The following is a 15,526-nucleotide window of genomic DNA, read 5'->3' as shown; positions in this document are numbered from 1 at the left end:
CGATGACCCGAGCGACCAAAAAAGCCAGTCTGATCGGCTACACGCGTTTATCGACGGACGAACAAGCGACGGAAGCGCAGGAGACTGGACTGCGCTCGGCTGGCCGCGACACCATCATTCGGGAACGGAGCCAGAAGCAGTCCTCATAGCGGTCTCGCCCTGTTGAGGCTTCTCAGCAGGGCGTCCGACGCTCGCAGACCCGAACCGCTCCCCGCCGGATCATCCAGGCTGGCCCCCCGATCGTTACCCCTCACCTTCTGCGCCTCAAGCTTGGTCCGCAATAGCGCCATGACCATCGGCCAGGTCGAGAATTTACCCTCCCGGGCTCGGTCTGTCAGGCTGCGCAAGTATCCTCCGGCGGAACCAATCTGGTTAGCCCGCTGGTAGATTGCGGCCAGTGTGATCGCGGCGTGCTGCTCGCCCAGAACCTCGCAGGCATCTCGCCAAGCGCTCGGGCTGATTCCCAGCATCGGCCGCGCAAGCTCCGTCGCTGCCCGAAAATCGCGCCAATGGCGGATTTCGCCACCCTGGGCAAGTTCCCTTACTCCCGGGCAGGCATCCAGAACGATCCCCAAAGGCAATTCCCGTTTCGGCAAGCTCCGTACGTTATCGGTTTCCTCCACCGTGCTGCCAGCTTCTTCTTTTTTTCCAATGCTATGTTCAAATTCAGAAATAGAGTCTGGTTTTGAATTCTGTATGTGGCGACCGGAATGGGACTCATTGGAGACCGGAATCTGTGTTTTTGCGAAGGATTCCAATACGTCACGGATTTCCGTGTAGAGCGCGTGGAGATCGATGCAGATATCGTCAACGAGCTGGCGAGGCGCAGAGCGCGGCAGTCTGTTCATGATCGACTGATACGTCTGTTGCACCCTGCCCCAATTGCCGGGAACCCGTTCTTCTATCCCCGCGTCGATCAGCTTTACAATATCGCGACGCAGCAGCGTCAGCCGCTCCTTTGCAACACGAAAGGCCTTCTTTTCGGCCTGCATCGTCTCAGCCATGCCCTTGAATTCTTCAGCCCTGGCCACGATTGGCGACAGATCGAAGCCATAAGCTTGTTCGATCTCGCCTCCCCTGCCCTTGCGGGCGAAGCGTTTGCCGTTTGGGCTATCGCGTCGGATGACCAGGCCGCAATCCACGAGCACCGCGATGTGTCGGCGCAATGTCGTTGCCGGCATGCCATTGGCACGCGCTGCAAGCTGCTCGTTCGAGGGCCATACAATGAGTTCGGCATCGCCGGTGAAGGTGGTTTCCGGATGGAAGGTCAGCAAGGCATTGAGGATCGCAAGCGAGCGATCCGTGGCGCCGAGGAGTTCCCTCACCTCCCGGATATTCTGGAATACATGCCATTTGTTCGCGTTCGCGCTAGGCTCCACAGCCTTTGCCGACATCTGACTTGAAATTTGGCCGAGCGACACCGGCCGCCGCCCAAAGGGCGTCGTTGAGACGTGTGCTTGCATTTCCCTTTACCTTTCGTTAGGCAAAAGAAATCCGCTCGCCAACACGACGTTTTTCCCTCACGGGACTCTTGACTGAGATTCCTGGAAATGCGATTCTCTTAGCTGCGATACTACAGAGAAGGTCTTCCGGAACGCCGTTTTGGAGGGCCTTTTTCTTTTGCGGCTACCTGTGGCCCAGCTCGATCGAGCACGCTCAGAAGCGATAGGGCCGTTACTGCCTGTCAGATCTTTCTCCTCCGTTTGTTTCAAGGAATTGCGTGTAGAGACGATCTAATTGGTCGGCGACGTACTCGCCGAAAGCGGGCACCAGCTTCTCGTCAAAAATCAAAGCTGTTTGCCGCGCGTCCTTTTGGATTTTTGCGGCCTTTCTTCCCTTTGGGGTACTCCAAGCCCGCACTCTCTTAGAAACTTTGTTACTGGGCTTCGACGCTGCCTTGAACACAAGTAAGAAGCGGGCGTCGCTGTCTGAATTCCTGAACTGTTCCGACGCAATAATCTGGTCGATTGCGTCCATGGAAGAAACCTTCCCGAGGCTCTCAGCAAGTGCGACCCAGCGCGACCGACCAGCCTTGGACGCCGGGCCGATCTGGGTGGCGAGCGTCATTGGTATGCTTCTGGCGACGGCTATGTAGCGGCTCAGGTCAGCCTTGTCGGTGGAGAGCGCCGCGATGATCGTTGCACGATCAAAGCCCGCGTCTTCGAGTCGAAGAGCAAATAGTGCTTTCTCGATGAACGAGAGGTCCGCTCTGTCAAGATTTTCTCGCCCCTGCGCCACCACCAATTCTCGATCGGTAAGATTCCGGACGATAGCAGAGACATTACGCCCAAGTTTTGCGGCAACGCGCAATCGCCGCCTTCCATATACAATTTGGTATCGGCCCGTCGCCTCAGGATGAGGACGAACAAGAATCGGAACTTGTTGACCATCCTCCATAATACTGGCCTCGAGCTGGTCAAATTTCGGATCGATGTCCGTCGGTAGCCGGTCGGTGATTGGCGAGCCTTCGATTGTGGACGGATCCAGAGATACGACGGCCTCGCCCGAAGCCAGTTGATCCTGCAGCCTCGCGGCGGCCTTTGCCCCTTCCGCCATCTCCTGCAGCGACGAACCCATTGCGGAGATGGCTCCAGAGCGCACGCGCGTTGGCGGTTTATCCGTTACGGGCTTTTCGCTGACCGCCATCTTCTTGAGGAACAATGAGTCGATTGCGTCTTTGCGGCTCATGACAAAGGCCTCCATAGACCGCGGCCGTGGTATTGCGCTTCAACTACCAAATGCGGTTGGTTGGGAGCTCCCAACACGGCGCCGTTATAGGCGCCACGCCAAAAATCCACGGGGTGCCGGCGATCCCGATCGAAAGGAGGACATCTGGCTGCAAGATGAGATCGAGCAAGCACTGGACTGTTGGGAGCTCCCAACAGAGTCGCTGAAAGTATGGTGTGGTGGCCCATCACGCGCGGCCCCATGCTGACTTGATCAGGGATTCGATTTCCGAGTTAACTGCGTCAAGAGCCTCCATCGCCCGATCATAGGTCGAACGGGTCAAGTTCTCTCGCCCAATCTCGTAAAGCGTCTGCTTCGTCAAACCCGCATCCGATACGGCTGCCGATTTCACCATCGGATTGGTGAGAACATGGTCGTCAAACATGTTGCGCAACAGCGCAGCAACTTTCGTCTGCGGCGCGTCCTGGGGCTCAAACCGCGTCAAAAGATAACGGATGAAATCATACTGAAGGTTGCCCCCGGCGTCCCGAACCACACCAAGGAGATCGCGCGTCATGAGCAGGAACTGACTCATCGAGGCGATGTCGAGCATCTGGGGATGCACAGTAACGACCATCGATGTGGCCGCGCATAAGCCGCTCAGCGTCAAGAAACCCAGCTGGGGAGGGCAGTCAATAACGACCACATCATAATCGTCAGCGACCTCATCAAAGGCCTGCGCTACACGTGTGAAGAAAAGTCCGTCGCGGCTGCCGCGATCAGTCAGGGCTTTTGGAGTGGTGTGCTCGAACTCCATAAGCTCAAGGTTACCAGGAACAAGATCGAGACCGTCAAAGTACGTCGGGCGGATAACCTCTTTCAGTGGCCGCCTTGCTTCATCGTAGCGAATTGCCGCGTACAATGTTTCGTTCGTACCCACATCAGTCTCTGGAAGAACCCCGAGGAGGGCTGAGAGGCTCGCCTGCGGATCAAGATCGACAGCAAGGATTCGATAACCCTGGAGCGCGAGATATTGTGCAAGATGGGCGGAGGTGGTCGTCTTGCCAGAGCCACCCTTGAAATTGGTTACGGCGATGACCTGTAAGTGCTCAGCGCCCCGCCTATGAGGCACGAAGTCAATGCTCTCGCGCCCGCGAGTAGAGCCAGCGAGCATATGTCGAATTTCGTTGATCTGGCGAAGCGTATAGAAACGTCGCCCGTTGCTGGCAAGCTCAGGCTGTGGACCTTCTCCCGCCAACGTCATCTTTCGAAGCGTCGAGTCGGATATCTTCATCAGACGGGCAGCTTCACCCGACGTGAATTTTCGCAAACTCTTGTGCGACGTCGGCGGGAAAAGGGCCTCGCTCATAGCCTGAAGCTGAGAACTTAGCAGTTCCGCGTGCTCGCCAATGGTAACGTCTACCGACGGGCGATCATTTCTGGACATTGCAGCTGCTTTGCTCACGGTGAAATCTCTTGTCACGGTTAATTGGCACGTAACGCCATTTTTCCGTGACGATTACCGAATGCCGTCACGGTTGCAAGACGTTTTTGGTTAACAAGAGGTTAACGCGCATTCCGCGGAATCTCCCACGACAACGATTCCCTAATGACTTTCCGCAAGTTAGGCCGATTCTTCCAGAGTTGGCCAGTCGCGACCGACTGCAGATTTGCACATGAAATCGCACCGTTTGCGCTGCTCGCAACGTCCATAGATGCTGGACTCCACCCCGACTCGGTAGAATCAGCGGATGCAAATCTGCACATAGCCATCCGCAAAACGAGGTGATTTTCCTTCGCTTGACCAGTTCATGCGGAGATCACAATGCGGATTCTAAGCGTCTCGGCCGACCATTACGGAAGCCACCGCAACTACTTGAACCAGATGCACCATCTTCGAGCCTCGGTGTTTGGCAAACGCTTGGAATGGGATGTTGTCCTCACCTCAGCCGGCGAACGGGATCAATATGACGATCTCCGCCCAACCTACATTCTGGCGATCGCGTTTGACCGGAAAGTAGTGGGATGTGCGCGCCTTCTGCCCGCTTCCGGCCCGACCATGCTGGAACGGACATTCCCCCAATTGCTAGCGAACGGCCTCGGTGCCCATGCAGCAATGATCGAGAGCTCCCGCTTTTGCGTCGACACGTCATTGCCGGCGGGAAGGGGAGGGGGACAACTGCACCTCGCCACACTGACGATGTTCGCCGGCATCATCGAATGGTCGATCGTGAACGGATTCCGTGAGATCGTCACGGCAACCGATCTTCGCTTTGAGCGGATCCTGAAACGGGCTGGGTGGCCAATGCGGCGACTTGGATCTCCGGTTTCGATCGGTGACACCGTCGCAGTTGGGGGCGTCCTGCCGGCCGATCCTACGAGCTTCGATCGGGTTTGCCCGCCGGGATATGACCCGATCACGACGAACGGTGCCGGCAACCGGATCAGGAGCGCGGCATGACCGAGCTCCGTTCTCGTTCCCGTCTCGTCCGCAAACTCCAGGACGCGCTCGGTGACCAGCTCTGCGTCGCACTTGACGATGCAACGGTCGTCGAGATCATGCTCAATCCTGACGGCAGATTGTTCATCGAACGGCTCGGCCACGGAATTGCCGCAGCGGGCGTGATGAGCCCGGCGGCCGCCGAAGTCGTCATCGGCAGCGTCGCCCATGCATCGCAATCGGAAGCCGACGACGAGCAACCGATCATTTCGGGCGAACTGCCGATTGGAGGACATCGGTTCGAGGGCTTGCTGCCGCCAGTGGTGTCGGCGCCCACATTCACGATCCGGAGGCGAGCCTCCCGGCTCATCCCACTCGACGATTACGTGAAGTCGAACGTAATGACCCAAGCACAAGCTTCTGTGTTGCGTAGCGCGATCGACTCCCGGATGAACATCGTCATTTCCGGGGGAACTGGGTCAGGCAAAACGACGCTTGCGAATGCGGTCATCGCCGAAATCGTTGCGGCGGCGCCGGACGATCGCATGGTCGTTCTTGAGGACACGGCCGAGATTCAGTGTGCGGCGGATAACGCACTGAGCCTGCATACCAGTGACACGGTCGATATGGCACGTCTTCTGAAGAGCACAATGCGTCTCAGACCCGACCGTATCATCGTTGGCGAGGTACGCGACGGCGCCGCCCTTACGCTGCTGAAGGCATGGAACACCGGACATCCGGGCGGAGTCACCACCATTCACTCCAACACTGCGATGTCTGCCTTGCGTCGGCTCGAGCAACTGACCGCGGAAGCGAGCCATCAGCCCATGCAGGATGTGATTGGCGAGGCAGTTGATCTCGTCGTCTCCATCGAGCGGGCGGGCAAGGGGAGGCGGGTCCGCGAGATCATCCACGTCGAGGGCTTCAGCAACTCACATTATCGGACCGAACATTACGCACAAATCGACGAGGACAGTCATGTCGCGTAGGACACAGATTATTTCCGCCAACGCTGCGCTCGCTGCCATTTCTCTAGCCCTGGCGGAGCCGGCGCTTGCATCATCCGGCGGGGGTGGACTGCCGTGGGAAACGCCGCTGCAGCAGATCCAGCAGTCGATCACCGGCCCTGTCGCCGGCTTCATCGCCTTGGCGGCCGTGGCGATCGCCGGCGCCATGCTCATCTTCGGGGGCGAATTGAACGATTTCGCGAGAAGGCTTTGCTATGTCGCCCTCGTAGGCGGTGTTCTTCTGGGCGCAACGCAGATCGTTGCCCTGTATGGTGCGACAGGGGCATCGATTGGTGAGGCGGCACGATCCAATGCTGACATCTCCAAGCCGGAGGTAGTGCTTTGCGCGCAAGGGGAGGGGATTCATGGCTGAAGTCGGCTCCAACCTATCCCGCGCGCGCGTCCACCGGGCATTGTCCCGTCCGAACCTTCTGATCGGCGCTGACCGCGAGCTGGTGCTGCTCACGGCCCTTGCCGCGATCATCCTGATCTTCGTGGTGCTGACCTGGTATGCCGCGCTGTTCGGCACCGCCATCTGGCTTATAGCCGTGGCCACCCTTCGTATGATGGCGAAGGCCGATCCCCTCATGCGGCGGGTCTATGTCCGGCACATCTCCTACAAGGCGTTCTATCGCGCCACGTCGTCGCCCTGGCGCAGATTCTGAGGATCGTGCGATGGTAGCGCTCAAATCACTCCGCCACACGGAACCGTCTTTTGCCGATCTCGTGCCCTATGCCGGCCTGGTCGACAACAGCGTGATCCTGCTCAAGGATGGTTCGCTAATGGCAGGCTGGTATTTTGCCGGCCCGGACAGCGAAAGTTCGACCGACGCCGAGCGCAACGAAGTGTCACGGCAGATCAACGCGATCCTCTCGCGCCTCGGTTCAGGCTGGATGATACAAGTCGAAGCTGCCAGGGTTCCGACTGACGATTATCCGGCCAATGATGATTGCCACTTCCCTGATCCGATCACGCGGGCGATCGACGCTGAACGGCGAGCGCATTTCCAGAAGGAGAGCGGCCATTTCGAGAGCCGGCACGCGCTGATCCTGACCTGGCGGCCGCCGGAGCCGCGGCGCTCCGGCCTAACACGCTATGTGTACTCCGATAAAGCCAGCCGCTCGACCACCTATGCCGACAGGGCGTTGGAGACGTTTCTAGCTTCTATCCGCGAGCTCGAACAGTATCTCATGAACGTCGTGTCGATCCGCCGGATGCTGACGCGAGAAACGCCAGAGCACGGCGGATTCCGTGCCGCCCACTATAACGAGCTTTTCCAGTTCATCCGCTTCTGCATCACCGGCGAGAACCATCCGGTGCGTCTGCCCGAGATCCCTATGTATCTTGACTGGCTGGTGACGGCCGAGCTACGGCACGGCTTGACCCCTTTGGTCGAGAACCGATTTCTCGGTGTCGTCGCGGTCGACGGGCTACCAGCCGAAAGCTGGCCGGGAATCCTTAACAGCCTCGACCTGATGCCGCTTGCCTATCGATGGTCGTCACGCTTCATCTTCCTCGATGCGGAGGAAGCAAGGGCGAGGCTGGAGCGCACGCGCAAGAAGTGGCAGCAGAAGGTCAGACCCTTCCTCGATCAGCTCTTCCAGACGCAATCCCGATCGCTCGACCAGGATGCCATGATGATGGTCGCCGAAACCGAGGACGCAATTGCCGAGGCCTCATCGCAGCTCGTCGCCTACGGTTATTATACACCGGTCATCGTCATCTTCGACGAGGATCAAAACCGCCTACGAGAAAAGTGCGAGGCCGTCCGCCGCCTGATCCAGGCCGAAGGGTTCGGTGCACGGATCGAGACGCTGAATGCGACCGACGCTTTTCTCGGCAGCCTACCCGGCGTTTCCTATGCCAATATCCGCGAACCGCTGATCAACACTCGCAATCTGGCAGACTTGATTCCTCTCAATTCGGTCTGGTCGGGCAGCCCGACCGCACCGTGCCCGTACTATCCGCCGGCCTCGCCGCCGCTGATGCAGGTCGCCAGCGGTTCGACGCCGTTCCGGCTGAACCTGCATGTCGACGATGTCGGCCACACACTGATATTTGGTCCCACCGGGTCGGGTAAGTCGACGCTGCTGGCGCTGATCGCAGCGCAATTCCGCCGCTACGCCGGCGCGCAAGTGTTCGCCTTCGACAAGGGCGGTTCGATACTGCCGCTGACGCTTAGCATTGGTGGCCACCATTACGAGATCGGCGGCGACGCCAATAGGCCAGCAACGAAGGAGGAAAGTGCCGGTCTCGCATTCTGCCCGCTCGCCGAACTTTCTGCCGATGGCGATCGCGCCTGGGCCGCCGAGTGGATCGAGACACTGGTTGCGCTGCAGGGCGTGACGATCACGCCGGATTATCGCAACGCCATCTCCCGCCAGATCGCTCTGATGGCGGAATCGCGTGGTCGCTCGCTCTCGGATTTCGTATCCGGTGTGCAGATGCGCGAGATCAAGGACGCGCTCCACCACTATACCGTCGACGGTCCGATGGGACAGATGCTCGATGCCGAGGAGGACGGTCTGGCGCTCGGTGCCTTCCAATGCTTCGAGATCGAAGAGTTGATGAACATGGGTGAGCGCAATCTCGTCCCCGTCCTTACCTATCTTTTCCGCCGCATCGAAAAGCGTCTTACCGGCGCCCCCAGCCTGATCATTCTCGACGAGGCCTGGCTGATGCTTGGTCATCGGGTCTTTCGCGATAAGATCCGCGAATGGCTGAAGGTGCTGCGCAAGGCAAATTGCGCAGTGGTGCTCGCCACGCAGTCGATCTCGGATGCTGAGCGCTCCGGCATCATCGACGTGCTGAAGGAATCCTGCCCGACGAAAATCTGCCTGCCGAATGGCGCGGCCCGCGAGTCCGGGACGCGCGAGTTCTACGAGCGGATCGGTTTCAACGAGCGGCAGATCGAGATCGTCGCGACCGCCATTCCCAAGCGCGAATATTACGTCGCCTCACCCGAGGGCCGCCGCTTGTTCGATATGGCGCTCGGTCCTGTCGCTCTCTCATTCGTCGGCGCATCAGGCAAGGAAGACCTGAAGCGCATCCGTTCGCTCCACCTCGAGTATGGGGCCACGTGGCCTCTCCACTGGCTCCAGCAAAGGGGGATCGCCCATGCCGATTCATTCTTCCAGACCTCTTGAAACAGTCCGCACGGCAGTCATCGCGGCGACCGCCTTTTCGACCGCATTCCCCATTCCCGTTCAGGCCGGCGGCGTTACAGGGCAGGCGACCGAATGGACGCAGCTCGCCAATAACGCCGAACTGGTTTCGCTCGTCGGCAAATCAGCCGAGCAGGTGAACAATCAGATCACCCAGATCTCCCAGCTTGCCGAGCAAATCCAAACCCAGCTCAATATCTACAAAAACCTGCTGCAAAACACAGCGCAACTACCCGACCACGTCTGGGGTCAAGTCGAGAGCGACCTGAAGAACCTGCAGAACGTCGTCGCGCAGGGTCAAGGGGTTGCGTTCTCCATGGGCAATATCGACGACCTCCTCAAGCAGCGCTTTCAAAGCTTCTCCGAGATGAAGAGCAGTCTGCCAAATGGGGCGAGCTTTTCGACGATATATCAGAGTTGGTCCGACACGAACCGCGACACGATCGCCGGGACATTGAAGGCCGCAAATCTGACCGCCGACCAGTTTTCCAGTGAGGAACGCACGATGTCCTCGCTGCGCTCGATGTCGGAATCAGCCGATGGACAAATGAAAGCACTGCAGGTCGGGCACGAGATCGCCGCCCAACAGGTCGCACAGATGCAAAAGTTGCGGGGTCTCGTCTCCCAGCAAATGACCATGATGGGAGCGTGGTTCCAATCGGAACAGGCGCAAAAGGATCTGGCGCAGGCCCGCCGCGAGCAGTTCTTCAGCGCAACGGAGCGTGACATCCGCGGTGGTCAAACGATGGAGCCCCGCTGGTGAGCCTGCGCCTGCCCATCGCCATCGCCGGGGCCACAATTATCGGCGCCGGCATCGTCACTTGGATTTTGGTTCAACCCAATCCGGCACCTCGGTCCGGATCGGATGTGGGCGTCTCGCGGCCTGCTTCAGATACCGAGCATCGGGGATATCGGGAAAAGTTCTTCGGTGGTGATCCGGATCGGAATGTCCGTGGCGGGCAAGAAATGAAACCACGATGGTAATTGTTCGCTCCTTCCAGAAGATCCAGCTCGCCTTCATTGCGGTCGGCGTCGTCTTGTTGGCAAGTACTCCTGCCTTCGCGCAACAGGGCGAAGTACTCACGACGCTGGAGAACTCCGTTGTCACCGCCGCGAAAGGCTGGGAAACGACGGTGATGGATGCAGCGCGATCGTTGTTCTGGATCCTGGCCGGCATCGAGGTCAGCATCGCTGCCGTGTGGCTGGCGATCAATGCCGCCTCGCTGGATAGCTGGTTTGCCGAACTCGTCCGGCGAATCATGTTCATTGGTCTCTTCGCCTTCATCCTCGATCAGGGTCCCTCCTTCGCCAAGGCGGTGGTCGACAGTCTGTTTCAGATTGGCGCTGGCGGCGGCTCTGCGTCCCCTGCCAACATCTTCGACGCCGGTATCCGTGTCGCAACCAAGATGTCCGAACAGGCGAAGTTCGGCCTGTTCGAGGATAATGCGCTCGCGATCGCCGCCGTTTTCGCCATGGTCGTGGTGGTGATTTCCTTCAGTCTCGTCGCCGCGATCTTCGTTGCCGTCATGGTGGAGATGTATGTCGGCCTGCTCGCCGGCATGATCATGCTCGGCCTCGGCGGTTCTTCCTTCACAAAGGACTTTGCCATCAAATATCTGGTCTACGCCTTCTCCGTCGGGATGAAGCTGATGGCGCTGGTGATGATCGCCAAAATCGGCTCCGACATTTTGCTGAGCCTCGCCGAAGCGCCGACGGCCACCTCCGAGCAGTTCATCACCACACTCGCGATCGCCGGCATCTCGGTCGTGGTCTTCGTGATCGCGATGTATGTGCCGCCAATCCTGCAGGGCGTCGTGCAGGGTGCATCGGTGAGTGGTGGCATGGAAGCGATCCGCCACGGCAGCCAAGCCGCTACCTTCGCCGCAGGCGGCGCATTCCTTGGCGCGAACGCCGCATCTAAGGGCGTTCAGACCGCGAGCGCGGCGCGGGTAGGGGGATCATCGATGGCAGGCGCTGCATTAAGAGGCATGGCATCCGGCATCGGCAGTGCAGGTTGGGCAGCTGGCTCGGCCGCAAAAGATAAGGTGATCGGTTCACCGGGAGCCTATGCCGGTTCGCTGCTTGGTCTTGCCAACGCGAAGCTCGATCAGACGCGGACAAGCGCCACACCCTCACCGCCGCCGCCTCCACCGATCAATGAAAACAAGTAGCCGGAGGCAGAGTTCTTATGGCCGGACGTAATGCGCCCGACAATCCCTATATCGCCGCACGAAACGAGTGGAACGAACGTTATGGCTCCTATGTCAGGGCTGCCGCGGCGTGGCGTATCGTTGGCGTCACCAGCATGCTCATGGCGGTGATCGGTTTTTCCTATGCGCTATACCAGAGCACGCAGGTTAAGCTCGTTCCCTATATCGTCGAAATCGACAGGCTCGGCACTGCTTCCAACGCCGGTTTGCCGCAGCAGATAGACTATGCAGATCCGCGGGTCGTGCGCGCGACCCTTGGCAGCTTCGTCTCAAACTTCAGATCCGTCACGCCGGATGCGGTCGTGCAGAAACAGTATATCGACCGGACCTACGCCCTTCTCCGGATGTCCGATCCCGCGACGGAAAAGATCAATGCCTGGTTCCGCTCGAACTCGCCGTTCGAAAAGGCGACGACCGCGACGGTCGCGGTCGAGGTCAACAACATCGTCGCCCTTTCCACCCAGTCCTACCAGGTCGACTGGACGGAGTTCGAGCGAGACCGGCGCGGCAAGGAAACTGCAGTGCGCCGTTTTCGCGGCGTCGCCACCGTGACGCTCACGCCGCCCCAGGACGAAGGCGTAATCCGCCTGAACCCTATCGGTCTTTATCTCCGCGATTTCGACTGGACCGCACAGCTTTGAAAGGCATGGCCTCCCACATGAACATCCCACGCAGAACTCTACGGGCCACGCTGACGGCCGGCGCCATCATTTTCGCCGTCGGGCCATCTTCGATCCTCGTCTCTTCCCGCGCGCTGGCCGCCGACGGCGCCACCGCCAATGAGTCGAAAGGTTTGGGACTTTCCACCCAGTGGCGCGGATCGCGGGGCCTCGTCACCAAGGGAGCGGATGGGAAGGTGATCTTCCTCTATGGGGAGGTGCAGCCCTCCGTCGTCTGCTCGCCGCTTCAGGTCTGCGATATCGAGCTGCAGGGCGGCGAGGTCGTCCGCGACGTATTGGTCGGCGACACGGTTCGCTGGAAAGTCGAACCCGCCACATCGGGAGCGGCAGGCGGACAGGCCATACACCTGATCATCAAGCCTTCGGAACCCGGCTTGGTGACGTCGATGGTCGTGACGACGTCCAGGCGCACGTATCACATCCAGCTCAAGTCGCATGCGATGCAATATATGGCCCGTGTTGGCTTCGAATATCCCGAAGATGTTTCGACAAAACTCGCCGAGGTCAACGCTCGGCTCGACGCAAGCACCATGCCCGGCGCCGGCGTTCCAGCCGAACAGCTGAGTTTCGCCTATTCCGTCTCGGGAAAAGCCGGCTGGCGGCCGACGAGGATCTATTCCGATGGGCTCAAGACCTACATCCAGTTTCCGCGTTCGATTTCCGGGCAGGATGCGCCAGTGCTCTTCGTCGTTTCTGGAGGACAGAACCGGATCGTCAACTATCGCCTGAAGAACAATATGATGGTGGTCGATTACAATATCGATCGCGCCGTCCTCGTCTCCGGCGTGGGGTGGAAGCAAGAAAAAGTGACGATCAGAAGAGGAGGGCGATGATGCGAACTCCTGGGCTCCGCTTCGTCTTCAGTCTTGCCTCAGCCTGCATCCTGGTCACTCTTCTTTCCGGATGCCAGTCGACGGACACCGACGGCCTCGCCGCCAGCACAGCGCCGGTGGAAATCTCACCCCCGGCCGCAGGCGCCCTCGCAGGTGATATGGTCAGCCGCCTCGCCGAGCAAATCGGACCAGGGAAAGCGACAATCGCTCTTAAGCAGGATAGCTCATCCTTTGGGCAGGCGCTCGAGGCGGCGCTCAAGGGATGGGGCTATGCCGTTATCACCGACCAGAAGACGGATGGCGAGACAAAAGTCGTCACGCTCGCCTATGTAATCACACCGTTCGATGGTCAAGTTCTGGTGCGTCTTTCGACAAATAGTGTCGAACTTGGTCGGGCCTATACCGTCACGGCGAACGGGGCGACGGCGGCGAGCGCGTTGTCGCTGATGCGACGCCCTTGAGGGAGGAGAAGAATGGCTCAATCTCTCAAGCTCGGCGGCACCGCAAACGAAGGAATCGATAAAGGCATCAAGCGGATCAACCGTCTGCCGATCGTCGTGGTCATCGTGCTGCTGGTCGCCTTTCTCGCCGTCATTTTCTACGGCCTTGCTTCCCGCGGACTCTATTCGGGTAAGGACCGAGGCCCGGAAGGGAATTCGGGCAATCCCGCCTCGACCTTCGCCGACCAGATCAAGCGTGGCGTGACCGACGGAATTATCGGTGAGCCGCAGCAGCAGACAACGTTCCAGCCAACACCTGTCTCGACAAAGCAGGACGAGCATAAGGCGCCCAATCCCTTCACGCCGCAGCCCGAACAAGGCGATCGGCGCTGGCAGGAACTGGAGCCGGAAGATGCATGGCGGGCACGTCTCGAACGCGAGAACCAGGAACAATATTTGCGTGAACGGCATCGCCAGCGCATGGCCCGACTGCAGGCGAGGGATACCGCCTATGACGCGCCGCTCGCCATCGATCGCGGCAAGCTCGACGCGCGCTCGCGAGCGGACGACGCGAGCGCGGCAACCACGGCGCCGACCGCAGGAACGCCGTCCGACCTCTATAGTGCTGCCCTGCGAGCCGGTCTCGTCGGTCAGAACGTCGATCCGAATGGGCAGCGCTCGAAGGAGGATTTCTTCAACGCCGATCTCAAGGATCTCGGATACCTCCCCAATCGCGTCGTGCCACAGCAATCACCCTTTGAGCTGAAACGCGGCTCCGTCATTCCGGCGACGCTCATATCAGGCATTAATTCGGATCTTCCCGGCCGCATCACTGCGCAGGTGAGTCAGAACGTCTATGACAGCGCAACCGGTCATCGCCTGCTCATTCCGCAGGGAACAAAGCTCTTCGGCCGTTATGACAGCAAGATCTCGTTCGGCCAGAGACGTGTTCTTGTCGTCTGGACCGACATCATCTTCCCGAACGGCTCGACGCTGCAAATTGGCGGCATGGCGGGTACGGACGCCCAGGGCTATGGCGGTTTCACCGATAAAGTGAACAATCACTATCTCAGGACGTTCGGGTCGGCTGTGCTGATTGCCCTGATCGGAACGGGCATCGATATGGCCGTGCCGCAGAGTTCGACTCTGGCGACGCAGGATACTGCCTCAGACGCAGCGCGGCGGAATTTCGCCGAAACCTTCGGGCGCGTTGCCGATCGGACGATCCAGCGCAATATGGACGTGCAGCCGACACTGGAGATCCGGCCAGGGTACAAGTTCAATGTGCTCGTCGATCAGGATATCGTGTTTCCGGATGCATACCGAAACAAAAACTGACGCCTAGCCAATCGGATCGAAGTGCACTGCTGAGTGAAATCTGCCTCACCTCAGTGAAGGGGTGCCGGGTTACCGGCACCCGAACGGAGGGAGAACTATTCGTGTGTTTTGCCTTCAAAATCCAAAACTCCACCGAGCGGCACGTATTCCTGGCCGTCGAACTGGTAGAGCTGGAGCGCCTCGACAGGGTAAATGTCGGATCCTTCCTTGGTCGTCATCGCGATACCCTCTTGAAGCAATGGGTTCTTCCATCCGTTCATGTTGTGAACGACTTTCATCAGCTCTTCGCGGGTGGGGTCCTTGAGCTTTTCGAGGGACTGGATGAGCGCATCGCCGATGGCGTATCCGGTCTGGCCAATCGTATTGGCGAAGACGAAGTTCACCTTGGCTGCTTTTATGGCGTCGAGATAGTGATCGACGCCTTCGTCACCGGACTTCTGATCGCTGGTGATCGGCTTCAGGAAGTCGGAGGTGATGATACCCTTGGCATTTTCCAGGCCGACCGACTGGAGAACCGGATACGCTGACGACAAGTTCGTGACCAGGGTCAAAGGCTTCCAACCGCTTTCGGATTGGAAGCGGATGGCTTCGCCGCCCTGGCGCGGCGCGGCGATAATCACCAATGTATCGGCGCCGGAAGCTTTCAGAGTGTTTAGCTGGGTCTCGACAGTGGGGTCCTGCGATGTCACCGGCTGGCGTTCGATCACCTTGATGTTCGTTCCGTCGATTGCGCTATCGAAGGCCTT

Annotated in this window: 16 protein-coding genes and 1 pseudogene; 13 read left to right on the top strand and 4 right to left on the bottom strand. The window is 59.2% G+C overall.

What is annotated here, in order from left to right:
• Positions 1–2: 2 nt before the first annotated feature.
• Positions 3–143, top strand: a pseudogene (locus FHX10_RS35395) (recombinase family protein); the annotation flags it as partial.
• On the opposite strand, the gene repC reads toward FHX10_RS35395, so the two are convergent.
• From repC to repA, 3 genes are all read right to left on the bottom strand, one after another.
• Entirely contained in the window at positions 144–1,463 is a 1,320-nt protein-coding gene (repC, locus tag FHX10_RS33015) for a plasmid replication protein RepC (RefSeq protein WP_113231940.1), read from the bottom strand.
• A 211-nt stretch (positions 1,464–1,674) separates the two neighbouring features.
• Positions 1,675–2,688: a plasmid partitioning protein RepB gene (gene repB / locus FHX10_RS33010; protein WP_113231992.1), complete on the bottom strand. Its 1,014-nt coding sequence runs from the start codon at positions 2,686–2,688 to the stop codon at positions 1,675–1,677.
• A gap of 226 nt (positions 2,689–2,914) precedes the next feature.
• Complete coding sequence (gene repA, locus FHX10_RS33005; RefSeq protein ID WP_210294525.1) at positions 2,915–4,114, bottom strand: plasmid partitioning protein RepA; 1,200 nt, start codon at positions 4,112–4,114, stop codon at positions 2,915–2,917.
• A gap of 378 nt (positions 4,115–4,492) precedes the next feature.
• Here repA and traI point away from each other — a divergent pair, with 378 nt between their 5' ends.
• Genes traI through trbI form a run of 12 tightly spaced genes read left to right on the top strand, consistent with a single transcriptional unit; the run spans position 4,493 to position 14,780 of the window.
• Entirely contained in the window at positions 4,493–5,128 is a 636-nt protein-coding gene (gene traI, locus FHX10_RS33000; RefSeq protein ID WP_113231941.1) for an acyl-homoserine-lactone synthase TraI, read from the top strand.
• Positions 5,125–6,096, top strand: a complete 972-nt coding sequence (gene trbB, locus FHX10_RS32995) for a P-type conjugative transfer ATPase TrbB (protein ID WP_113231942.1) — start codon at positions 5,125–5,127, stop codon at positions 6,094–6,096. Before traI ends, trbB begins: the two co-directional genes overlap by 4 nt.
• Positions 6,086–6,487 (top strand): conjugal transfer pilin TrbC, encoded by a 402-nt coding sequence (gene trbC / locus FHX10_RS32990; protein WP_113231943.1) that lies wholly within the window; start codon positions 6,086–6,088, stop codon positions 6,485–6,487. Before trbB ends, trbC begins: the two co-directional genes overlap by 11 nt.
• Positions 6,480–6,779, top strand: a complete 300-nt coding sequence (locus tag FHX10_RS32985; protein WP_113231944.1) for a conjugal transfer protein TrbD — start codon at positions 6,480–6,482, stop codon at positions 6,777–6,779. Before trbC ends, FHX10_RS32985 begins: the two co-directional genes overlap by 8 nt.
• A 10-nt stretch (positions 6,780–6,789) precedes the next feature.
• Entirely contained in the window at positions 6,790–9,261 is a 2,472-nt protein-coding gene (locus FHX10_RS32980; protein WP_184390719.1) for a conjugal transfer protein TrbE, read from the top strand.
• Complete coding sequence (gene trbJ, locus FHX10_RS32975) at positions 9,233–10,042, top strand: P-type conjugative transfer protein TrbJ (protein ID WP_113231946.1); 810 nt, start codon at positions 9,233–9,235, stop codon at positions 10,040–10,042. The genes FHX10_RS32980 and trbJ overlap by 29 nt, the downstream gene beginning before the upstream one ends.
• A complete protein-coding gene (gene trbK / locus FHX10_RS32970; RefSeq protein ID WP_112400476.1) occupies positions 10,039–10,263 on the top strand; it encodes an entry exclusion protein TrbK in 225 nt (74 codons plus the stop codon). The genes trbJ and trbK overlap by 4 nt, the downstream gene beginning before the upstream one ends.
• Positions 10,257–11,450, top strand: a complete 1,194-nt coding sequence (trbL, locus tag FHX10_RS32965) for a P-type conjugative transfer protein TrbL (RefSeq protein WP_112400475.1) — start codon at positions 10,257–10,259, stop codon at positions 11,448–11,450. The genes trbK and trbL overlap by 7 nt, the downstream gene beginning before the upstream one ends.
• Before the next feature lie 17 nt (positions 11,451–11,467).
• Positions 11,468–12,130, top strand: a complete 663-nt coding sequence (locus FHX10_RS32960) for a conjugal transfer protein TrbF (RefSeq protein ID WP_113231947.1) — start codon at positions 11,468–11,470, stop codon at positions 12,128–12,130.
• A 17-nt stretch (positions 12,131–12,147) separates the two neighbouring features.
• Positions 12,148–13,002, top strand: a complete 855-nt coding sequence (gene trbG, locus FHX10_RS32955) for a P-type conjugative transfer protein TrbG (protein WP_113231994.1) — start codon at positions 12,148–12,150, stop codon at positions 13,000–13,002.
• Entirely contained in the window at positions 13,002–13,463 is a 462-nt protein-coding gene (trbH, locus tag FHX10_RS32950; protein ID WP_112400473.1) for a conjugal transfer protein TrbH, read from the top strand. Before trbG ends, trbH begins: the two co-directional genes overlap by 1 nt.
• Before the next feature lie 12 nt (positions 13,464–13,475).
• Complete coding sequence (gene trbI, locus FHX10_RS32945) at positions 13,476–14,780, top strand: IncP-type conjugal transfer protein TrbI (protein WP_113231948.1); 1,305 nt, start codon at positions 13,476–13,478, stop codon at positions 14,778–14,780.
• A 95-nt stretch (positions 14,781–14,875) separates the two neighbouring features.
• Here trbI and FHX10_RS32940 read toward each other — a convergent pair.
• Positions 14,876–15,526: ABC transporter substrate-binding protein (locus FHX10_RS32940; protein ID WP_184390716.1), on the bottom strand; the 651-nt coding region annotated here is incomplete at its 5' end.

It is taken from the genome of Rhizobium sp. BK591, assembly GCF_014195045.1.
Lineage (GTDB): Bacteria > Pseudomonadota > Alphaproteobacteria > Rhizobiales > Rhizobiaceae > Rhizobium > Rhizobium anhuiense.
This window is presented reverse-complemented; position numbering and strand designations above follow the sequence as displayed.